The sequence below is a fragment of the Peptostreptococcus russellii genome, from assembly GCF_900110295.1.
GTDB classification, from domain to species: domain Bacteria; phylum Bacillota; class Clostridia; order Peptostreptococcales; family Peptostreptococcaceae; genus Peptostreptococcus; species Peptostreptococcus russellii_A.
In genome coordinates this window covers 1-22,818 of the sequence record NZ_FODF01000013.1, presented here as the reverse complement: position 1 = coordinate 22,818, position 22,818 = coordinate 1, and the positions used below count along the sequence as shown (strand labels likewise).

Below are 22,818 nucleotides of genomic sequence, written 5' to 3'. Positions count from 1 at the left end.
TATATTTTACTTAAATTCTTTATCGTGTAAATAGTTATAAAGATCAGGATATACCTCATAATATGCAGTATTATCTCCACATGTAACCTTTATAAAATCCTTACCCATTGTTTGAATTGAAAGAACTACTCCAGATTTATCTACCTTTATAGTGTAATTGTCTTTTACTCTTGTAAATTCTTTTTCAGGCTGTATCTTGCCAACCTCTCTCTTATAAAGTATCTTATTTATCAGTTCTTTTTTCTTCCAAAACCAAACTTTTTTCTCTTCATTTCCGTGGTAAATTTTAACATCTCCAATTCCTCTGCCATTTGTAATAAATTCAACAGAAGTATATATCATCCTTCTATACATATTTTGAAAGTCTTTTTTTTCACTTATAGGAATCTTATAGCATTCTCTTTTTTTACCGGATTTTATAACCAAATAATTAAAATCCGTTTCAAATTGAACGTTATTATTAGTTTTACCTTTATTTATAGGCTTGAACTCCTCGTCAACATCTCTTACTTTTACAAAGTTAGACATGGCTCTCTTAAAATCTTCAAGAGTTGAACCATCTATCTTGATGTCATTAACTTGATCATCTGATATAAATGCCTTCTTGCTTTCTTTCAATCTCTGCATTGGACTTTTTTTATTTTCATTCAAGCGTTTATTTTCCATTTCTTGCTGAACCTTATTTTTTTCACCACCATTATCTATATCCATAATTGTAGTGTCATCGGCTGCATGATGTATAATATAACCTCTAGACATTTTGAAGGAAAAGAAATACAGAAAGAAAAAACCAACTACAGCTAGTATAAGTATTGTAGTTTTTTTTAATTTCGGTTTCTTTTTATTTTCCATTTTTTATCACTTCTATCCTTCTATTGATACAGTTAGATAGATGGGCAAACTCATAAAGGCTAAGAGTCTCTCCCCTTCTTTTTTCGTCTATTTCAGCTTCTGCTAAAACTTCCTTTACAATTTCTTTTTCAAGAACACCCATACTTGTAAGTGAGTTTAAAAGTGTTTTTCTTCTCTGTCCAAAGGCTGCCTTTACTGTCTTAAAGAATATTTCCTCATTGTCTACGTTATATTTTTTTTCTGGTCTTACTCTAAGGGCTATTACTATTGAATCTACACTTGGCTGTGGTACAAACATATGTCTCGGTACCTTTGCGATTATTTCTGTATCACAGTAATACTGAACTGCTACAGACAAGGCTCCAAATGTCTTATTACCTGGAGTTGCATTCATTCTTTCTGCAACTTCCTTTTGAACCATTATTACTATATCTGTTACATTAACATTTTCCTCTAAAAATCTCATTATTATAGGAGTTGTAATATAGTAGGGAAGATTGGCTACAAGCTTTATTGGACCACCATCTAGTTTTTCGTCTACTAGCTTATTAATATCTGCCTTCATTATATCTTCATTTACAATTGTTACATTGTCATATTCAGCAAGTGTTTCTTTTAAAATAGGAATTAAGTTTCTATCTATCTCAACTGCCATCAATTTATCAGCCCTCTGAGCTAGTTCTCTGGTAAGAGTTCCTATTCCAGGACCTACCTCTATAATCTTATCTCCCTTTTTTGCCCCTGCTCCATCTATTATTTTATCTATTATATTATCATCTATTAAAAAGTTCTGCCCTAGGGACTTAGTGAACTTAAAATTATGCTTTTTTACTATTTCCATGGTCGCTATATGCGACGAAAGTCTTTTGTTCATATAATTACCTTTCTAAACTTATTTTAATCTATTATCATAAGAGCAATATTTCATTTTCAAAAATAACTTGTCTTTTATAAGTTGAAGAAAACCTTTCAACTATTCATAAAAAATAAATTAATAAAGCTCTACTCTATTGCCACAACTTATATTATAACAGATTTTACTTAAATCAATCTTTACATATTTACTACAATCATTTGTTACAAACACTATTAAAGCTTTTATCTACAAACTTTAATAGCCGCCTTTTCAAATTCTTCTCTTGTAACTCCGTAATTGTTTATTCTATTTAAAAATTGCTTTGAATTTCCATATCCTATACCTAAAATTTTTCCTATCTCATCTCTTTTTTCCGATGAATTTTCTGAACCTATTAGACCGTACTTTAGTAAATCAGACTGATTAAATTCATTTCTTTTTTCCTTGGATTCAGTTCTAACCTTTTCTAAAGCTGCTCTAATACTTTCAGGACTGGCATTTTCTATACCAATATCGCCATTTCTTTCAGCTTCATCTCTTGGTAAAAACGCGTGTTTACATTCAGGAACCTCTGCAGCTATTTTTTTTCTTATCTTTTCTCCTGCAAAGTCTGGATCTGTAAATATTATTACTCCCTTTTTTTTCTGTGCAGTCTTAATTCTTTCCATTACTCCTTTGGGAAATCCAAATCCTCCAGTAGCTATAAGTTCGCAATCCAATGCCCTTTTTACCGCTGTAATGTCATCTCTACCTTCTACTATTACTACTTCCTTTATCATCTAACTCTCCTCTAATTCTTCATTTCTTATTAAATACTAATCATCTTTTTCTGATCTAATTATAGCTCTAGCCGCTTCACTAAGTATATTTGAGCAATAACATAATATCATTACATCTAAAAGTTTATTATTATTACTTACTATTTTATCTTCTTTAAGACTCTTTAAAACAGAATCTAAGTTATTATCTATAATCTCTCCTAGCACTTCTTTTCTATTAATAAATCTATCATATATTTCTTCTATTTCAAGTTTTATACTTTCAGAATCCTTATCTGAAATACTTTCCAACTTCAAAGAGGATTCCTTATCTTCTTCTAGTTTTTCACTATTTTTATCCACAGGCTTATCAGATTTTTTATTCTTTTTTACTGCTTTTTCATTGAAATTATCCACTTTTTCTACAGATTCATCCACTAGTTCTTTAATCTCTGAAAGGCTAAGCTCTCTTTTTAACATACACGTAACTAGTATCATCAAAACATGCTCTTTATTGTACTTTTTCTTATATGCTGGCTGTATTATTCCACCCTTTGCATAGTTATTTATCATTGTCTTTGTTAGCTTTGCCTCACCATAATTATATGGAAAATTTTCTTCAAATAGACTCAGCAGCTGATCCATATAAAGATATATCCCTGGTATTTCCTCTGACTCCATATCTTTTCTTTCAATTAATTCCTGAATTATTTCTTTTATATCGTACATATTATCATCTCCATTTTCCGGCATGCAATCTGAGTAAACAGCTTTAATTATTTTTGAAGCTGTAAAAAAGATAATCTTTTTATTTTATTGCCTATACTGTAACATTATACCATTTATACAATATTATTTTTCGCATAATTTTATCACAAATAATTATTATATCACGATTCTACTAACCTTGAATAGAATTTAAAAATATAAAAATATTTTTTTATATTCACTAATTACTTGAATTTTATAAATAATAGATATATAATACTCTTATACATAGTATAGCATACTACTTAGACTAATTTTAGAAATGAGGTGAAAATATGTCTATTTTAAGAGAACCTATTAGTTCTATAACCCATCTAATAGCAGGTGGACTTTCTGTTGTAGCTCTTGTACTTTTAATCAGCAAACAGCTTATTTTAGGAAATGTTAATGAAATGTTATTTATTTCAAGTATTATATTCGGAGTATCACTTATACTTTTATATTTTACAAGTGGTATTTATCATGCAATAAGTGCTACTAAGGAAAAAACTGTTAAAATGATGAAAAAACTTGATCATTCAATGATCTATATATTGATAGCTGGCTCATATTCACCATTTTGTCTTTATGTGCTTCCTAAGAAGGTCGGTATTCCTGTCTTTACAATTCTATGGATTATTGCTCTTGTAGGAATTACTTTAAAGATACTATGGATAAATATGCCTAGAGTTCTTTCAACAGCACTTTATATTGGAATGGGCTGGGTCGCTTTATTTGTAATAAAGGATCTTTATGCTAATCTTGTTCCACAAGCATTTTTCTTATTAGTTCTTGGAGGTGTTCTATACACAATCGGTGGTGTAATATATGCAATTAAAAAGCCTAACTTTAAAAATTGGAATTTTCACGATATATTCCATATCTTTACAATGTTAGGATCACTTTCACACTTTTTACTTGTATTTATATATTTAATATAAATTTCCAGTAGAATACTTTAAAAGTTATAGATACTATTTATCCAGTGTGATAAATTTAATTATAATATAAATTATTACAAATATATTTTGTAGAAAATCCCAAAAAATAGGTGATAGCATTTGCTATCACCTATTTTTTATCTTTATTTTAAATTTTGCTTAAACTGTTATTAGTTTTAAAGGTTTATTTTACTATCTTATAGTATATATTCGATGTTACTTTAAATATAACAAGATATATAACTGAAAATACTGCTATTACTATTGCTATATTCTTTGCATATGCCATATATGAAGTGATACCAAATAATTGCAATAACTGATACACTATTTTCGAAGCTACAAGAGAATGTATCAAAGCAACTATAAGAGGTATAAAGAACATCCATATAATCTGCTTTTCAGCAGTTTTCTTTATAAGACTATCTGGAAGCCCTACTTTTTTCATAATCTGATAGTTTTTTCTATCCTCATATCCCTCAGAAAGTTGCTTGTAATATGTAATCAAAACTGTTCCTATTACAAATATTGTACCTATTATCACTCCTAAAAATAATATTCCACCGTAAAGTTCCTTTGAACTTCTTGAAACACTGGCTCTACTTTTAAACTCTAGATTTGATGCATCCGCTAATTTTTTCATATCTCTAAAATAGTGTTTAGGTGTTTTTCTCAAGCTCCAATTTATAGCTATTGTTTCCTCACCTGAACCAAATCTATCACCTCTAGCACCTTTAATTTTATAACTTTCTATAATTTGGTCATAAACTTTTGAATTTACAACCATTTTTATAGACTCAATGGCTATATTACCTGGAACTTTAATTTCCTTATTGTCTTCAGTAGCTCTCATTCTTTTGCCATTGATTACAATATTTTCAAAACCAGCTATGGATTTATTATTTGCTCCATAGATAAGTTCATTGTCTGCCAGTTTTACATTTTTACCTGTTTCCCTACTAAAATCACTATCCTTATTAAGTAAAATAAATATATTTTTTCCTTTTTTATTTCCTGCATGATCATATGGAACTAAACTATTTTCAACTTTAAGTGCGGGTAAATATATTTCCTCTGCTATAAACATATCTTTTATATCATTTTTATCTTCTACACTATCATATACTTTCTTTTCAAGCTCTTTTCTGTAATATTTTACTTTTTCTGTATCTTTATAGCTTAATACATTTCTTGTTTCTATCTTGTATTCTCTAGGTACAATAGTTTCTGTTATATACTGCATACTGCTATAAATTGTAAATGTAGCAGATAAAGTTACTATTACTCCTGTACATAAAACTGCAATACTTGCAAGTCCTAGAGCATTTCCTCTCATTCTATAGATCATTCCAGAAATAGAAATAAAATTTTCTGCCTTATAGTATATTTTTTCATTTTTCTTTAGAATTTTTAGTATCACTATACTAAGTGTTACAAAGAGAATATATGTTGCAATTATTACTAATATTGATGCAACAAAGAACATTCCCAGACTTTTTAAATTTCCTTTAGTAACTATAGCTATAAAATATCCAGAAGCTAATATAAAAAGTCCTATAAATGTTATAAAGTATCTTGCCTTAGGTTCTTTATCCCCGCTATATTGCTTTGATAAAAGCTCTATTGGAGAGGCAGTGCTTATGCTTTTTATATTTGTTATAAATACTATTACAAATGTAAAAATTATATAAATCATTGTGTATATTGCAGCTTTCTCGGAAAAATAGTAATTTGATAAACTCACAATAACATTTTGTGTAAGCTTGTTTACAAATAGAAATATTATTTTTCCCATTACATATCCACCCAATATGCTCAATATGGATATAAGAACAAATATTATTAATTCTTCTATAAACATAATTCTTACTATATGTTTTTTCTCAAGACCCATTATCCTGTATAATGAAAATTCTTTATTCCTTCTCTTAACCATAAATCTATTAGCGTAGATTATAAACATAAAAGAAAATATACCTACAATTACAATTCCCATACCAATAAAAGTAGGTAGTATACTATATGAATTTTTTACATAATCATTTTCGATAAGAACTTCCATTATATTAAAAAGTGCTATCATTACGCTGCTACTTAGAATAAATGGTATTACAAATATCTTATTTGCCTTTAAATTTCTTAGTGCAAACTTACTTGCTAGACCTATTCCCATGATTAAACACCTCTCCTATTAAGTACTTTTTGAGACTGAAGTATTCTTTCTGAAAACTCTTCATAACCTTCATTATCTCCTTTGTAAAGCTCATGGAATACTACTCCGTCCTTAATAAACATTACTCTGTTTGCACATGCTGCACTTCTTACTGAGTGTGTAACCATCAACAAAGTCTGACCTTCTTTATTTATTGAAGTAAATAGATCCATTATTTTTTGTGATGAAGATGAATCCAAAGCTCCTGTAGGCTCATCAGCCAAAAGAATACTAGGTTCTGTAATTATGGCTCTCGCTATTGCCACACGTTGTTTCTGACCTCCTGAGACCTGGTAAGGATACTTTTCTAGGAGTTGATCAATACCTAAAGTAGTTTTTATTTTATCTAACCTTCTTCTCATTTCTCTAGGCTTATAAGCAGAAAGAACTAGAGGCAGATAAATATTATCCTTATTTGAAAAAGTGTCTAAAAGATTGAAATCTTGAAAAACAAATCCAAGTTCATTTCTTCTAAAACTAGCAACTTCCTTTTCTTTTAAATAGGTAATATCTTTTCCATTTATAATTACATTACCTTCTGTAGGACTATCCAAAGTAGAAATCATATTTAGTAATGTAGTTTTACCACTTCCAGACTCTCCCATTATCGCAATAAACTCTCCCTTATCTACACTGAAATTAACATTAGACAAAGCTTCTGTTTTTGCATCTTCTTTTCCGTATACCTTTTTTAAATTCTTTACTTCTAATATTTTCATACTTCTCTCCATTTCAAATACTTTTTATTAAAGTTAATACTTTTTTCTCATATTTTCTTACTTTCTAATTATATTTTATCAATAATATCCTCTTGCTGCATTTATATAAGATTACAAAAAACACCTTAACCTTACAAATTTGTAAGATTAAGGTGTAAATACCATTTTCAAAACTAGGCTTTGAAATATAGTCTAAAAGAACTTCCCTTTGATAACTTAGAATCTACTTTTATATCAATAGAAAGTTTCTTGGCTATTTCACTAGCCAAAAATAGACCTATACCACTTGATTTTTGATTCATCCTTCCATTAAATCCAGAATATCCTCTATCAAAAATCTTGGGAATATCCTCTGCTCTTATTCCTATACCTGTATCTCTTATTTCAAGGCAGTTTTCAAACTTATGAAATCTTATCTCTACCTCCCCGCCCTGACTGTATTTTATGGCATTTGATACTATTTGCTCTAAAAGTATACTTAGCCATTTCGTATCAGAAACTACTTTTTCTTCTATTTTATCGTACTTTAAAGTAATTCTATCAGATATAAATAGTATTGAATACTTTTTTATTACATTCTTTACAACTTTATCAAGATCAATTTCTGTAATATCCATATCAGCTTCTTTGTTTGATATTTTAAGAAAATTTAGTGCCATATTGGTATAATCTTCAATATAAAATATTTGCTTTTTTATTTCAGCTGGCGAAATTTCTTCCCTATCAACTAAAAGTTTTGCTGCTGTAATTGGAGTTTTAATCTGATGAATCCACAAAAGAAAATATTCATAAACACTGTTTTTTTCCTCTATACTACTATCTATTATCATTTTCTTCTCTATTTCTAAGCTTTCAATTTTGCTTTTTAAATTTTCTTCCTGCTTATAGTATAAAATAGAAATCAAAATATAGATTATTAATACAAAGATAAATATCTCCATTGCCATAAAATATACTTTCATATCGTAGTCATTTATTTTAAATACTCCAGCAAATATCAATAATACCGTAATACTAATAAAAATTATCCCTGCTTCTTTCTTTAAAGCTCCTTTTATTTTTCCCATATTTATTCCTCTACTAACTAATTTATCCAATCACCATTTTTTGAAAGAAAATAGCCAGCTCCCTTTTTAGTTTCAATAAATCCTTTAAGACCTATCTGAGTTAGCTTTTTTCTTAATCTTGCAATATTAACTGCAAGTGTATTATCATCTATAAAATTATCATTTTGCCAACACCTATCCATTATCTTCTCTCTTAAAGAAACTGCACCCTGCTCTTTAAACAGGGATTCAGCAATAAGCATCTCAGTCTTTGTAAGCTCTATTTCTTCCTTACCATAAATAATCTTGCACTCAGAAATATTTAAGCTTACACTTCCAAAGGTACTATAGTCCATTTCATTGGTAAAATCATAGCTTCTTCTTAAAATAGCTTGTATTTTTGCAACTGTAACATCCATATTTATAGGTTTTGTAATATAATCATCACCACCAAATTGTATTGCCATTACAATATCCATATTTTCACTTTTTGAAGAGATAAATATAATAGGTACATTTGACAACTTCCTTATTTCTTGACACCAATAATATCCATTAAAATATGGCAACATAATATCAAGCAAAACTAACTGTGGATTAATACTATTAAATTCGCCTATTATATCATTAAAGTTTTCAACACAATAAACATCATATCCCCACCTGACTAGCTCCAACTTTATGGATTCTGCAATTATTTCATCATCTTCAACTATCATTATCCTCATACATAGCACCTCTCTTATCAAATATATAAAATCTATACAAAAAATATAATATATTCGCTAATATATATTTAAAATAATACCATACTTTTATATTATCCACATACTTTTAGTTATTTTATATTAATATTATTTCTTTTTCAACTTCTATCAACATTATCAAGATATTATTAACAGGCTGTCAACATTTTATAAACAAGTTTTCAACACATATATTCCCATTTATTCACATACTTATCAACATAATAAACATCTTAAACCGCTATTTATACACATTTCTTAATATTTTCATTACATTTTTTCTTTTATCCACAAGCTTATACAGATTTTTAACATATTATCCACATATTATTCTGTGGATACTGTTGATAGAATATATACTAATTTAAAAAAGGTGCGGTAGACGCCGCACCTATCAATTTTATTTATTATTTTCTTCAAGCCAGTCTATTACTTCCAAAAGACTATTGTATCTAGCAAGGCTATGGGCTATCATTTCGTCAGTAGGTTCTTTTAAATCTACAACATTGATACATAAGAATCCACCTGCTCTAGCAGCCTCTATACCTGCTGGAGAATCTTCAATAACAAGACATTCTTCTGGCTTTAAATTTATTTTTTCTGCCGCCTTTAAAAATATCTCTGGATTTGGTTTTGATTCCTTTACCTCATCACCATACATAAATGCATCCATGTGCTCATAAATATGCTCTTTTTCCAATCTTTTCTTTGCCCTAGATTTTCTAGTAGAAGTTGCAACAGCTTTTTTATAGCCATTTTTTTCAAGGTAATCTATAATTTCAAATACACCTTCTTTTACAGGAATTCTTCCGCTATCTAAGGCTTCTACCATATCTGCTGTCTTTTCTGTTGATAGAGCACCAAAATCAAGTTTAGGATCATAATTATATGCTTCTTCAAGACCAGCAATCACTCCAGCTCTGTCTCTGCCCATTACATTTGCATAAGTTTTTACGTCCATTGTGTAACCATACTTTCTCATTGTTTTATCCCAAAACTCTGCCGAAATTCTTTCAGTATCGAATATAACGCCGTCTACATCAAATATAACACCCTTAATCTTTCTCATACACTCTACCTCTCTTTTTAATTATTTATAAGCAAATAAAAATAGCTTTCAAGATATCTACTATTTTACAATATTGCTAATTTTTCATTACATCTTTCAATACAATTATTATAGTAATTATATTGAAGTCTATTATAACATATTTTTCTTATGATTTTCAAAAAAGAAAGAAATGAGTTGTTTTTTGAAAATTATATTCATCTATTTATATAAAGTAGATTTTCCATAAAAAAGACACTGCAAATTTACAGTGTCTTTTTATAGTTTATTTTATTTTAAAGAATTTTTTTGCATTTTCCCTAGTTGCTTTGCAGACTTCTTCATAAGAAATCCCTCTTATTTCTGCAATCTTTTCAGCTACATACTTCACCTTTGATGGATCATTTCTCTTTCCCCTAAATGGTACTGGAGTCAAGTATGGTGAATCTGTTTCTATAAACATCCACTCAAGTGGTATATTCTCTGCAACTTCTACAGTTTTTCTATTATTTTTAAATGTTACAGTCCCTGGAATAGATATATAACATCCCATTTTTATATACTCTTTAGCCAAATCAAGAGCACCACTATAACAATGGAGAACACACTCTGTTTCAGGATTTTTATACTTCTTTATTATTTCAAATGTATCTCCGTGGGCATCTCTATCATGTACTATAAATGGAACTCCCAGTTCATTTGCAAGTTCAATCTGTCTTATAAACCACTTCTTCTGTAGTTCTCTAGGAGAAAGATCATAATAATAATCAAGACCTATTTCACCTATTGCGACTACCTTGTCATTATTTTTAACCATTTCTCTAAGTTCTTCTATATCTGCCTCTGTCATATTCTCTACATCATGAGGATGCACTCCTACTGCTGCATATATAAAATCTACTTTATTTGCCAACTCTACAGCTGATCTTGAAGAAGGCATATCTGCTCCTGGGTTTACCATTAAGTCTATTTTGCTATCTCTTAAATGCTGAATTACTTCTTCTCTATCTTCATCAAACTTTTCATCATTTATATGTGCATGTGAATCAAATAGCATTATCTCACCTCAACTCCATCCTTTGCTCCTATTGCTTCAGGAATTACAAGATCATCTCCGTCATCTCCTGCAGCAAGAATCATACCCTGTGATAAAATACCTCTTAACTTAACAGGCTTTAGATTGCATACTACTATTACGCTTTTTCCTACCATTTCCTCAGGCTTATACCACTTAGCTATTCCAGATACTATCTGTCTTTCTTCCGAACCTAACTTCACCTGAGATACTAAAAGTCTGTCAGCCTTTGGATGCTTTTCACACTTAATTATCTTTCCTACTCTCATTTCAACTTTATCAAAGTCATCTATTGTTATTTCTTCCTTATGCTCTAATGGCTTTACATCTTCTATTTTCTTTTCTTCAAACATTTCTTCAAGAGTCTTGATTTCTTCTTCTACATCAAGTCTTGGGAATAGAGATTCACCCTTATGAACCTTAGTTCCATCAGGAAGAAGTCCAAATGTATCTACACTTTCCCAATTGTATAGTTCTTCCTGACCTGCTATTCCTAGCTGATCAAATATCTTTCTAGCAGTTTCAGGAAGAAGTGAACTAAACATAGTAGCACTTAGTCTTATTGATTCACAAAGATTATAAAGCACATTATTAAGTATGTCCTTATTAGCTTCATCCTTTGCAAGAACCCAAGGTGCTGTTTCATCTATATATTTATTTGTTCTTCTTACCAACTTCCATATATTTTCAAGAGCTTCATGGAACATAAACTCATTCATGCTTTCTTCAAAGTCTACTCTAGACTGCTTATATGTTTCAATTAAACTTTCGTCAAATTCTGTCTTTGCATCATTTTTTACAAGTATACCATCATTGTACTTTTCTACCATTGATACAGTTCTTGAAACAAGGTTTCCAAGGTCATTTGCAAGGTCTGAGTTGATTCTATTTACAAAGTTTCTATGAGTATAACTTCCATCTTGACCAAATGAAAATTCTCTTAATAAGAAATATTTAAGAGCATCTACTCCATATCTTTCTATCATTGGTCCTGGATATACTATATTTCCCTTTGACTTACTCATCTTATCATCTGCAAATAATATCCATCCATGTCCGAATACCTTCTTTGGAAGTGGAAGATCCAATGCCATAAGAATTGCAGGCCATATAATAGTGTGGAATCTCACTATTTCCTTGGCAACAAAATGAACATCTGCTGGCCAATACTTCTTGTATTCATCTATGTTATCTGAGCCGTATCCTAGAGCAGTTATATAGTTACAAAGTGCATCTATCCATACATATATTACATGCTTTTCATCAAAAGGAACTTTTATACCCCAATCAAAAGAAGTTCTTGTAACAGATAAATCTTCTAGTCCTGGATCTAAGAAATTCTTTATCATTTCATTTTTTCTGCTTTCTGGATATACAAATCCACTTTCAAATAAGTCTCTTATTCTATCTTCATACTTTGATAGCTTAAAGAAATAAGATTCTTCTTTTACTAATTCTGTTTCTCTTCCACAGTCTGGACACTTTCCACCTTCTAAAAGCTGAGTATCTGTCCAGAAACTTTCACAAGGAACACAGTAGTGACCTTCATATTCACCCTTATAGATATCGCCCTGTTCATAAAGCTTAGTAAATATTTTCTGTATTGCTTTTTCATGTCTATCTTCTGTTGTTCTTATAAAATCATCATTTGTTATTTCAAGCTTTTCCCATAGAGCCTTGATATCTGCTATCTGAGCATCTAGAAAATCTATCTCACTAATTCCAGCTTCCTTAGCCTTCTTCTGAATCTTTTCTCCATGCTCATCTGTTCCTGTAAGGAACTTAACATCATATCCTGAAAATCTCTTAAATCTCGCTATGGCATCTGCTGCCACTGTTGTATAGGTATGACCTATATGTAACTTTCCACTTGGATAGTATATAGGTGTTGTAACATAAAATGTTGGTTTAGTCATATTTATTCCTCCTCTAAAATCAAAATATATACATCTGCTAGTACAGTTAACTTTCTACTTAGTATCTACTAAGTTTATATAAAAAAACTCGCCACCTATGATTAAACATAGGGGCGAGTATTATTCACGGTACCACCCTATTTATTGTATAAAATACAATATCTCAATTAAACTTAACGCGTCAAACGCATACCCTAACTTTCGCTCAGGTATGTGGCTCCAAGTCCATGTTCGATATTTTTACAGTATCGGCTCCCACCTTATCCGACTCTCTTTGACCTTATTATCTATCTACTCTTCTCTTCTCAGCCTCAGTATAAAACTTTTGTAAGGTAATTATACCTTCTACAAAGATTGTATAGCCAGTCGATAAACTCTTTAAAATTCACATGAAATTCTTATTGTATTTTAATCGAAACACAAATAAACTTTCAACTTAAACTATACACTTTACTTTGTACTATAGACAAGTTTATAATAAATTGCGTTAAAAGTCAATTCTTATAGGATTGATTTTGCCTGAATTGGAGTTGAAAGTATTACTGAAGTCTTAGTTCTTCCGTAATCCTTTAATCCATCTATTACGTTTTCTAATTCATCCATATTTTCAACTATTACTTTTATTAGAGAACTGTCATCTCCTGTTATGTGATGGCATTCCACAATTCTAGGGTCATTCTTTACTGTATCAAGGAAAGCTTCGTAAGCTGTTCCAGGTAATGATACATTTATAAATGCCTTTATTACTCTACCCATAGAGTCAGGGTTTATTATTGCCTTATAACCAGAGATTATACCTGCTTCTTCTAGTCTTTTTACTCTTTCAGATACAGCTGGAGAAGTTAATCCTACTGCTATACCTAAATCCTTCATAGAAATTCTACCACTGTCCTGTAAAATTTCAATAATTTTTGCATCTGTTGAATCCATTCTTTCTTCATAAGATTTCTTTGTCATTTTATCCACCTACTTTACATAAAATATATTAAACATTCCTTCTAGAGGCTACCATATCATTCTTGAGATCCCATAACTTCTGAGATAAATCCACCTTATATATGTGTGGATTTTTTATTCTCTTATATTGATCCCAAATACTATTTAATTCTGCTTTGGCATATTCTTTCACTTCTTCAACACTTTTTTTAGGTCTAACGCATTCACCATTTATAAATAGTGGCGATAGCATCTCTCTTACTGCATAATGTTCAAATTTTTTTCTCTTCCATGTATAAACTGGATCAAATATTTCAAGAGGTGCTGTAGTGTCTATTTCTTCATCATTAAGCAAAATCAAATCTGCCGCTGCTTTACCACAGTTATTATAGATTCTTACAACCTTCTTGAATCCCGGATTATTAATTTTCTCCGGATTTTCTGAAAGCTTTATTTTCGGAATTAAACTTCCATCTGAACCAGAAGTTGCCGCCAATTTATATACTCCCCCTAGAGAAGGATAGTCATACGATGTTATAAGCTTTGTACCTACACCCCAGGAGTCGATTTCAGCGCCTTCCTGTTTTAAAGATGTAATAGTATACTCATCTAAATCGTTTGAAGCCGTTATCATTGCATCTGGATATCCAGCTTCGTCCAATATCTTCCTTACTTCCTTTGACAAATATGCCAAATCTCCTGAATCAAGTCTTACTCCCATTGGTTCGTGACCCTTGGCTCTTAATTCATCAAATACCGTAATAGCATTTTTTATTCCACTTTCAAGAACATTATATGTGTCTATCAGAAGAAGACAGCTATCAGGATATATTTCTGCATAAGCTCTGAAAGCCTCAAGTTCTGTATCAAACTTCTGAACCCAGCTATGTGCATGAGTTCCTGATACTGGAACATCGAACATCTTTCCTGTTAGTACATTAGATGTACCTGAACAACCACCTATAATAGCTGCTTTGGCACCATATAAACCTGCTTCTGGACCTTGAGCTCTTCTTAGTCCAAATTCAAGTACCATGTCTCCTTGAGCTGCATTGCAAACTCTCGATGCCTTTGTGGCTATCAAAGACATAAAGTTTATTATTGAAAGCATAGCAGTCTCAATAAGCTGTGCCTGATATAAAGGTGCTTTTACTATTATTACAGGTTCTCCAGGAAACATTACAGATCCATCTTCTACTGCATATATATCTCCTGTAAACTTGAAGTCTCTTAAAAACTCTATAAAGTCTTCTTCAAAAAGATTCAGACTTCTTAAATATTGAAGGTCATCTTCCTGAAACTTAAGATTCTTTATATAGTCCACTACCTCTTCTATTCCGCAAATAATAGTATATCCGCCTTCACAGCCATTCTTTCTAAAGAACACATCAAACACTGCCGTGTCCTCATGAGTACCTTTTTTGTAATACCCATTTATCATTGTCAACTGATACAAATCTGTTAACATTGTCAAGTTCGTGCCCATTTCTAAACTCCTTATTTTAACATAATATAGAACTTAATATTTTAAAGTACTATTATATACATCCATTTTATCATAAATAACCATAAAATACTATTTTTATTGATATTTTTTAGTATAATTTTGTAATATATTTGTATTTTCTAAATGCTAGACTAATGTAAATACAATTAATCAATATATACATATTCATTTTTAAACAAGGTTTTTAATGCCTGAAAACGAATTTCCACTTTAGATAATTCCATAAACTGATTATTGTATACATTATTTTTATTTTTTGCCCGTAATTTTGCTTTTTAAAGTTGTCGAAAAAATACTTTTATTCAATATACTTTAATATAAAAATCAATATTTAAAAAATGTAATTGTTAGAAAAGCCTATGCAAAGGGCATAGGCTTTATTAATTAAATTCATATTCTCTTTTTATAGATCTAGAACTTGCTTATATACTATATCTTTTTTTAAGGATCTCTCCCTTGCTACTGTCTTTATAGCATCCTTTTTACTCATGCCTTCTTTCAAAAGAAGTTTAACATATTCTCTCTCACTTAAGTGCTCATAAGAATTTTTTTCTTCTTCTACATTTTTGTTACCTTCGACTATAAGTATATACTCACCTCTTGGATCATTTTCTTCATAGTATTTTCTTGCAGATTCAATCGTAGTTCTTATATATTCTTCGTGTTTTTTTGTCAACTCTCTACACAAAGAAATATTTCTTTCTCCTAGTATTTCCGACATAAGCTTTAATGTTTCTTTCAACCTATGAGGAGATTCATATATTATCAAAGTACTCTCTATATTTTTTATTTCCTCTAATCTCTTTTTTTTCTTCTTTTTGTCCCTATCTAAAAAACCTTCAAAGGTAAATCTTCTAGTTTCTATTCCAGAACCTACTAAGGCTATTACAAAAGCTGAAGCCCCTGGAAGAACTTCTACTTCTATATTATTTTCTATACATTCCCTTACTATATCTTCTCCTGGATCTGAAATTCCAGGCATACCTGCATCACTTACTAGAGCAATATTTTTCCCACTATTTAGTTCTTCAATTAAAACCGCTCCCTTTGTATTTCTATTGTGATCATGATAGCTTGTAAGTGCTTTTGTAATATTAAAATGATTAAGAAGTTTTAATGTATGCCTTGTATCTTCTGCTGCAATTAAATCAACTTCTTCCAATACTTTTAGTGTTCTGTAAGTTATATCTTCAAGGTTTCCTATTGGTGTAGGACAAACATATAATTTTCCTGCCATTATCTTTCCTCCACGCTTTTGTTTGCATATATACTCAATATTTCTTCCGTATAGCTATTATCGTCATTATAAATATAAAGTGGCTCCATTATTTTTACCTCTGCCTTAGCACACTTTACATATTCAACAAGTACAAGTTTGGGAGCTTTTGCTACCTTCGAATGTACGAATCTAATATACTTAGCTTCCAATCTATACTTTCTTCCATAATACATCATATCAACTAATCTAAGTGGTCTATTTACCATAAAAAACCGTCCATTTGGCTTTAATAGCTCAGATGCTACTCTTATTACATCTTCTATATCACACTTTATTTCATGTCTTGAAATAGCCTTTTTATCGCTTTCATTGATTACCCCATTTGCATGCATATATGGTGGATTTGAAGTTACTATGTCAAAAGTATTTTTTTCTAAAAACTCTGATATATTATTCAAATCTTCGTTAATAATATTAACCCTATCTTCAAGCTTATTTAACTTTACTGATCTAGACGCCATTTCGGCTACATCTTCTTGAATTTCAACACCATATATTTCTTTTGCAGAGCTTTTTCCTGCAAGTAATATTGGTATTATACCTGTTCCTGTACCTAAATCTACTACTTTCGAATTTCTCTTTAACTTTACAAAATTTGAAAGTAAAACAGCATCGATTCCAAAACAAAACCACTCCGGATTTTGAATTATTTTTAATCCATTAAATTGTAAATCATCTATTCTTTCATTCTCTAATAATCTTACTTCCATCTTTTTTCCTATCTATATATTAAAATTTATATAATTTCTTATTTTATTTCCATCTCTTCTAAACTTTCTTTACATAATAAATAGTTCCCGATATGCGAGAACTATTTATTAAAAAGTATAATTTATTTCTATTTTTCTCTTTCAAGTCTTTTTAATTCAGCAAGTGCTTCTGCATCTAATTCTTCATCATTACTTTTTTCTCTGCCGTCTTTTCTAAATGACTTGATTACCTTATAATCACCTTCTGATAATACAGCAATATTTCCATCTTCGTATTCTACTTTTATAGTTTCTAAAAGGTGATTTACATCTATTACCTTACCTTTTTTGCCATCAAAGTTTTCTTTTACTATCCATCCTACAGCTGGCATCTTCTTTACTGCTTCTGCATATCCTTGTGCCTCATACTTTAAGCAACAGAATAATCTTCCACACACTCCTGAAATTTTTGCAGGATTCAGAGATAATCCCTGCTCCTTAGCCATCTTTATTGAAACTGGCATAAACTCTCCTATCCACGTTGAACAACAAAGTGGTCTTCCACAAGGTCCTATAGAATTTAGAATCTTAGCTTCATCTCTAACACCAATTTGTCTTAGTTCTATTCTTGTTTTGAATATTGCTGCTAAATCTTTTACCAAATCTCTAAAATCTATTCTTCCGTCTGCTGTAAAATAAAATATTAATTTATTTCTATCAAATGTGTATTCACAATCTATAAGAAACATCTCTAATCCATGTTCCTTAATCTTTTCTTCACAAGTTTCATAGGCTCTAGCTGTCTTATCCTTATTTTCAGCATAAGTCATCTTATCATCGCTATTGGCTATTCTTATAATTGGTTTTAGCGGACTTACAAGTTCTTCTTCAGGAACCTCCCTAGGACCTACTACTACCATTCCATATTCCAAACCTCTAGATGTTTCTACTATAACGTCTGCGCCAAGTTCTATGTCTATGTCTGCAGGATCAAAATAATATATTTTTCCTGCCGGCTTAAATCTTACTCCTACTATTTTTACCATGTTATTTAACCACCTCGTAAATATTAAGTGCCATTGCCTGTATTGTAGTATTAAAATTACAATTTGCTGCTAGCTTTGTCTCGGTTTCTTCTATAATAGACATTGCACGACCAAGTTTAGCTACAGTTGCAGACACTGCCATCTTTCTTATTATTTTCATTCTATCTATATTGATTAATAACTCAGTACCTACACCTTCTCTATATAAAATAGCATCTCTAATGTATATCTTCAAAAGCTCTAGTATCCATTCAGTATGCTCAGTATAATTTTTCATGTATTCAGATATTCTGGTAACCTCAAATTTATTTTTATCAATTACCATATATCCAATAAAAGATTCTACCAAGTCCCTGATTTCATTTACTTCCTCATCTTTGCTAATTTCAAGTGCTACAGACGCACTCCCCCTAGAGAATATCGATGATACAGTCGCAGTATTTTCATCTATCCCCTTAGTCTCTAATATTTTCTTTATATCAATATTGTTAAGTGGTGAAAATTTAACTTCTGTACATCTTGATCTAATCGTCTGTAGAAGAGCTTGTTCATTTCTGGTTATCAGTATTATTATACCATAACTAGAAGGTTCTTCTAAAGTTTTTAATAATGCATTTTGTGCCTGAACAGTCATTTTTTCTGCATCATTTATTAGATATATCTTATAGTTACTATATGGTTTTAAACCCATATTTGAGTTTAACTTTCTTATCTGATCTATTTTTATGGAGTTTTCACCTTTTTTGGCTTCTATAAGGATATAGTCTGGGCTATTTTGAGCATTAATTCCTATCAAAGAGCTTGCAAATGCCTCTGCTATCATTTTTTTACCAACACCTTCTGGTCCTGTAAAAATATATGCATTCGTTATTCTATTTGATTTTATCGCTGAACTCAATCTTTTTTTTACTATTTCCTGCCCTAAAATACTATCAAACATTAAACTTCACATTCCCTCTCATTATTAATAGCCTTTAATACCTTATTATAAATTTCTTCATGTATTGATTCTGCTGAACGCATTTGCATTTTATCTTCTTCAATACAATTAATTATATTCCAATTATACTTATCTGCAACAAACTTTGAATTATTATAAGTTTTTACAAGATAGCTATGATCGCTTTCATGTATATCTTTTTCTTCTTCATTAGTTATTTTATTCTTTCTGTCCTTCATAAGTTCTTCACTTACCCTTACAGGAACATCTAGAAAAAAAACCTCACTTGCTCTTGGAAGTCCATATAACCCATATTCATATTCATCAAGCCATTCAAGAAATTTTTCTCTTTCTTCTAAATCATCCATCTTTGATGCTTGGTGAACCATGTTAGAAGTAGTGTATCTATCTGCTATTATAATTCCTCCTGATAGATAAAAATCTTCCCACTCAGTCTTATATGAAGCATATCTATCTGCTGCATAAAAAGTGGAGGCAATATAAGCGTCCACATCATCAGCCTTTTTACCAAAATCACCTCTTAAATACATCTTTACCAAGGCCGATGAATCAGAATCGTAATTAGGATAGGATACCTTTCTTACATTATAACCATCTTTTATTAATCTATCATATAATAATTTTGTCTGTGTTGCTTTTCCAGAACCATCTGTTCCACTTTCAATCACAAACATTCTTCCTTTTAAACTACTCATTTTAAACACCCTTTTTAAAAATTTTTCAAGACTATCTGTAAAAAAATATTGATAGAAAACAATATAACATGCTTTTATCAATAAGAAATAACAGCGCCTTTTAATATGAGCTATTTACACAATTGCATAAATAGCTCATACTTAATTATTATATCATTTTTCTCTAATTAATTCTTGCTTATAAGTTAATAACTTATGATTTATTTCAATAAAGTTATATTTCTTCAAAATTCCACCTTTACAAAAAGAATCTTTTTATTTTAATCTTTTATTATCTTTATCTCTGTAAACTCAGCACTTTCCATCCCATTTATATCTAAATCCATCTTAGATGCTGATTTTATAAAATCTATTACTTCCTTTTCTATAACTTCCCCAGGTGCTACAAGACATACTCCTGGAGGATAAGGTATAACAAACTCTCCACAAACTTTTCCAAGAGCTTCATCTACCAAAACACTTTCTGTTTCCATATTAAAAGCCGTATTAGGATGAATTTTCATCTCTGGAATAAGACATGGAAAATCTAAATTAATCTCTTTGCTTGTAGTCATTCTCTTTATATCATCATTTTTATTTTTCTTTGTTGCATCGTCTATATCATCAAAGAAATCTAGATTTAAACCAAATAATTTTTTTTCTGAAATTTCATTTAAAGCATCTATCATTGCATCAAAATCTTCTTTTTTATTTCCTATAGTACAAAGCATTAATATACCACTATAATTTGCAAGTTCAACCTGTATATTATATCTATATCTTAAAACTTTTGCAAAATCATATCCATTAATCCCCTTGTTAATAGTATTGATAAATACTTTAGTAGGATCTGTAGTATTAAAAATATCATAGGACTTTACACTTTTTCTAAATGTATAAATATTTTTTAAAAGTTCATCCATTAACTTTTTGCCATGTTTTTTGTAAATATCAAAAGCTATTTCAAGACTCATCATCATAATATATGAGGGACTTGAACTTTCTGTCATAGCTAAAGCTCTTTCAAGCCTATTTTTATCAATAAGTCTTGAACTCTCTATATTAGCTTCATCTTTAGTATTATTTATTATCATTATTGATGTCTGAGTAATAGAAGGAAGACTTTTGTGAACACTCTGTATGGCAATGTCTGCTCCGTACTCTATTGCAGAGCGTGGAAACTTATCATTAAGTCCAAAATGTGCTCCATGAGCTTCATCTACTATCACTAGCATATTGTTTTCATGAGCCTTTTTGATAATCTCAGAAATTTCAAAACTCATGCCATGATATGTCGGTCTTGTAATAAAAACTAGCTTTGCATCTTTATTGTTTTCAATTTTTTCAATATACTCATCAATCTCTGCGCCAAGAAAAATATTGTTCTTTTTATCGACCTTTTCATTTACGAAAATAGGGTGAGCGTTTGCCAAAATACAAGCATTATATGCAGACTGATGACATGCTCTATTTATAATAATCTTATCTCCCGGTCTACAAGTTGCAATAATAGCTGCCTCTATACCACAGCTACTTCCATTTATAAGATATTTAATCTCTACATCATCATAATCTGGAAACAGAATCTTCCTAACGCTCTCTTGTGATTTCAAAATAATATCTTTTGGATTATGCAAATTGTCTGTTCCAATAATTTCTGTTGTATCTAAAGTATACAACTCACTCATAATATCACCATATCCTAACTCATCAAATACCGTTCCGTATTTATGACCTGGCATATGAAATGAAACAATTTCCGAATTTTTTAATTTTTTTAATCTATCATATATAAATTTTTCCATATTTGCGACTCTAAAGAGCCTCCCCCTCCTATTTTATATAAAATACTAATATAGTTTTTATTTTTCTGTGAATAAAGTTATTTATTTTTAACCCTTATTAATTATAATAATATCACATTTTTCTATATTTTTCGATATCAGAAGAATGTCAAAAAATCATTAAAAATAAATAATAACTCCAAAAATATAATGAGCCCCATTTCTGAGGCTCAACGTTTAAGATATTATATTGGAAACTAATAGTTTAATAGTCCTAACAAGTTTCACTTTCAAGTGAAAATCTTTCCTATTATATAATTATCCATTTTTGAGAATTTTAAACTATATTTTATAATATTTATCTAAAAAACTAATTCAAAAGTTAGCATACTTAAATTAAAAATAAAATATATTTTCTCAAACTCGGCTTTACTTATCTTCTAATAAGTTTTTATATCTAAGTATATCTTTTAAAATCTGTTCTAATCCAAAATAACCAGCTTCTCTAATAGTAAGAGCTTCTTCTACATATACCATTACAACTGGTGATGAAAATATGCCTAGCTCTGCTGCAAGCTCCATATTGTCCTCTACAGCTATATAGTATCCCACTATGCCCTCTCTTTCTTCTATCCAATTTGATAATTTATAATTTATAGACTTACAAGCACCACATACTTCGCTTCCAAATTCAAGAATAACTATTTTATCTTTTTTTATAACATCCTCTATAGAATTTTCCTTATTCCACACCAACAACTTCATCACCCCATATATAATATATCTAATTTAAAATAAGGATATTTAATCTAAAATTTTAAATTATTTTTCTCTTAAAGCTTCTATTAATATATTATACCCAAAAAAAATTTATTTACTTGATTATTTTTTTTACTTTACAGTAGATATTTAAAAACTTTTAAAATAAATATTCTATAAAAGTTAATAAAAAAAGACTTCAGATAATCTGAAGTCTAATATCACTTGGCTGCGTCCTACTCTCCCAGACAGTTTCCCATCAAGTAC

General features: G+C 30.0%; 21 protein-coding genes and 1 other annotated feature. Of the genes, 1 reads left to right on the top strand and 20 read right to left on the bottom strand.

The annotated features are described in order from the left end of the window. Nucleotides 1–6 precede the first annotated feature (6 nt). The 4 genes from BMY82_RS07265 to BMY82_RS07250 all read right to left on the bottom strand — a co-directional run bounded on the left by BMY82_RS07265 (nucleotide 7) and on the right by BMY82_RS07250 (nucleotide 3,195). Entirely contained in the window at nucleotides 7–852 is an 846-nt protein-coding gene (locus BMY82_RS07265) for a hypothetical protein (RefSeq protein ID WP_091975900.1), read from the bottom strand. Next, nucleotides 842–1,726 (bottom strand): 16S rRNA (adenine(1518)-N(6)/adenine(1519)-N(6))-dimethyltransferase RsmA, encoded by an 885-nt coding sequence (gene rsmA, locus BMY82_RS07260; RefSeq protein WP_091975899.1) that lies wholly within the window; start codon nucleotides 1,724–1,726, stop codon nucleotides 842–844. Before rsmA ends, BMY82_RS07265 begins: the two co-directional genes overlap by 11 nt. Nucleotides 1,727–1,950: 224 nt before the next feature. Further along, nucleotides 1,951–2,487 (bottom strand): ribonuclease M5, encoded by a 537-nt coding sequence (rnmV, locus tag BMY82_RS07255; protein ID WP_091975898.1) that lies wholly within the window; start codon nucleotides 2,485–2,487, stop codon nucleotides 1,951–1,953. 36 nt (nucleotides 2,488–2,523) lie between these two features. Next, nucleotides 2,524–3,195: a DUF1836 domain-containing protein gene (locus tag BMY82_RS07250; protein WP_180366755.1), complete on the bottom strand. Its 672-nt coding sequence runs from the start codon at nucleotides 3,193–3,195 to the stop codon at nucleotides 2,524–2,526. 314 nt (nucleotides 3,196–3,509) lie between these two features. Here BMY82_RS07250 and trhA point away from each other — a divergent pair, with 314 nt between their 5' ends. Next, a complete protein-coding gene (trhA, locus tag BMY82_RS07245; RefSeq protein ID WP_091975896.1) occupies nucleotides 3,510–4,154 on the top strand; it encodes a PAQR family membrane homeostasis protein TrhA in 645 nt (214 codons plus the stop codon). A 184-nt stretch (nucleotides 4,155–4,338) separates the two neighbouring features. Here trhA and BMY82_RS07240 read toward each other — a convergent pair whose 3' ends face one another. The 16 genes from BMY82_RS07240 to BMY82_RS07165 form a co-directional block, all read right to left on the bottom strand. Beyond that, nucleotides 4,339–6,327 carry an FtsX-like permease family protein gene (locus BMY82_RS07240; RefSeq protein WP_091975895.1) on the bottom strand — a complete coding sequence of 663 codons (1,989 nt, stop codon included), beginning with the start codon at nucleotides 6,325–6,327 and terminating at the stop codon, nucleotides 4,339–4,341. A 2-nt stretch (nucleotides 6,328–6,329) separates the two neighbouring features. Next, on the bottom strand, nucleotides 6,330–7,085 hold the full coding sequence (locus BMY82_RS07235; protein ID WP_091975894.1) for an ABC transporter ATP-binding protein: 756 nt from the start codon (nucleotides 7,083–7,085) through the stop codon (nucleotides 6,330–6,332). Nucleotides 7,086–7,258: 173 nt separating this feature from the next. Beyond that, complete coding sequence (locus tag BMY82_RS07230) at nucleotides 7,259–8,152, bottom strand: sensor histidine kinase (RefSeq protein WP_091975893.1); 894 nt, start codon at nucleotides 8,150–8,152, stop codon at nucleotides 7,259–7,261. A gap of 17 nt (nucleotides 8,153–8,169) precedes the next feature. Beyond that, nucleotides 8,170–8,859 carry a response regulator transcription factor gene (locus tag BMY82_RS07225; protein WP_091975892.1) on the bottom strand — a complete coding sequence of 230 codons (690 nt, stop codon included), beginning with the start codon at nucleotides 8,857–8,859 and terminating at the stop codon, nucleotides 8,170–8,172. A gap of 418 nt (nucleotides 8,860–9,277) precedes the next feature. Next, a complete protein-coding gene (locus BMY82_RS07220; protein WP_091975891.1) occupies nucleotides 9,278–9,946 on the bottom strand; it encodes an HAD family hydrolase in 669 nt (222 codons plus the stop codon). A 265-nt stretch (nucleotides 9,947–10,211) separates the two neighbouring features. Further along, nucleotides 10,212–10,982: a TatD family hydrolase gene (locus tag BMY82_RS07215; RefSeq protein ID WP_091975890.1), complete on the bottom strand. Its 771-nt coding sequence runs from the start codon at nucleotides 10,980–10,982 to the stop codon at nucleotides 10,212–10,214. Beyond that, complete coding sequence (metG, locus tag BMY82_RS07210; protein WP_091975889.1) at nucleotides 10,982–12,916, bottom strand: methionine--tRNA ligase; 1,935 nt, start codon at nucleotides 12,914–12,916, stop codon at nucleotides 10,982–10,984. The genes BMY82_RS07215 and metG overlap by 1 nt, the downstream gene beginning before the upstream one ends. Nucleotides 12,917–13,022: 106 nt before the next feature. After that, nucleotides 13,023–13,232, bottom strand: a binding site (T-box leader). Nucleotides 13,233–13,417: 185 nt separating this feature from the next. Beyond that, nucleotides 13,418–13,846 (bottom strand): Lrp/AsnC family transcriptional regulator, encoded by a 429-nt coding sequence (locus tag BMY82_RS07205; RefSeq protein ID WP_091975904.1) that lies wholly within the window; start codon nucleotides 13,844–13,846, stop codon nucleotides 13,418–13,420. A 55-nt stretch (nucleotides 13,847–13,901) separates the two neighbouring features. Further along, entirely contained in the window at nucleotides 13,902–15,338 is a 1,437-nt protein-coding gene (locus BMY82_RS07200; RefSeq protein ID WP_091975888.1) for a nicotinate phosphoribosyltransferase, read from the bottom strand. 424 nt (nucleotides 15,339–15,762) lie between these two features. Further along, nucleotides 15,763–16,596: a 16S rRNA (cytidine(1402)-2'-O)-methyltransferase gene (gene rsmI, locus BMY82_RS07195; protein ID WP_091975887.1), complete on the bottom strand. Its 834-nt coding sequence runs from the start codon at nucleotides 16,594–16,596 to the stop codon at nucleotides 15,763–15,765. Further along, entirely contained in the window at nucleotides 16,596–17,348 is a 753-nt protein-coding gene (locus BMY82_RS07190) for a tRNA1(Val) (adenine(37)-N6)-methyltransferase (RefSeq protein WP_091975886.1), read from the bottom strand. The genes rsmI and BMY82_RS07190 overlap by 1 nt, the downstream gene beginning before the upstream one ends. A 128-nt stretch (nucleotides 17,349–17,476) precedes the next feature. Continuing rightward, nucleotides 17,477–18,373: a PSP1 domain-containing protein gene (locus tag BMY82_RS07185; RefSeq protein ID WP_091975885.1), complete on the bottom strand. Its 897-nt coding sequence runs from the start codon at nucleotides 18,371–18,373 to the stop codon at nucleotides 17,477–17,479. A 1-nt stretch (nucleotide 18,374) separates the two neighbouring features. Further along, nucleotides 18,375–19,313 (bottom strand): DNA polymerase III subunit, encoded by a 939-nt coding sequence (locus tag BMY82_RS07180; protein ID WP_091975884.1) that lies wholly within the window; start codon nucleotides 19,311–19,313, stop codon nucleotides 18,375–18,377. Further along, nucleotides 19,313–20,029, bottom strand: a complete 717-nt coding sequence (locus BMY82_RS07175) for a dTMP kinase (protein ID WP_091975883.1) — start codon at nucleotides 20,027–20,029, stop codon at nucleotides 19,313–19,315. The genes BMY82_RS07180 and BMY82_RS07175 overlap by 1 nt, the downstream gene beginning before the upstream one ends. 260 nt (nucleotides 20,030–20,289) lie before the next feature. Next, nucleotides 20,290–21,813 (bottom strand): aminotransferase class I/II-fold pyridoxal phosphate-dependent enzyme, encoded by a 1,524-nt coding sequence (locus BMY82_RS07170; protein ID WP_091975882.1) that lies wholly within the window; start codon nucleotides 21,811–21,813, stop codon nucleotides 20,290–20,292. 408 nt (nucleotides 21,814–22,221) lie between these two features. Continuing rightward, nucleotides 22,222–22,557, bottom strand: coding sequence for a thioredoxin family protein (locus BMY82_RS07165; RefSeq protein ID WP_091975881.1), 336 nt, complete (start codon nucleotides 22,555–22,557; stop codon nucleotides 22,222–22,224). Between the last annotated feature and the right edge of the window lie 261 nt (nucleotides 22,558–22,818).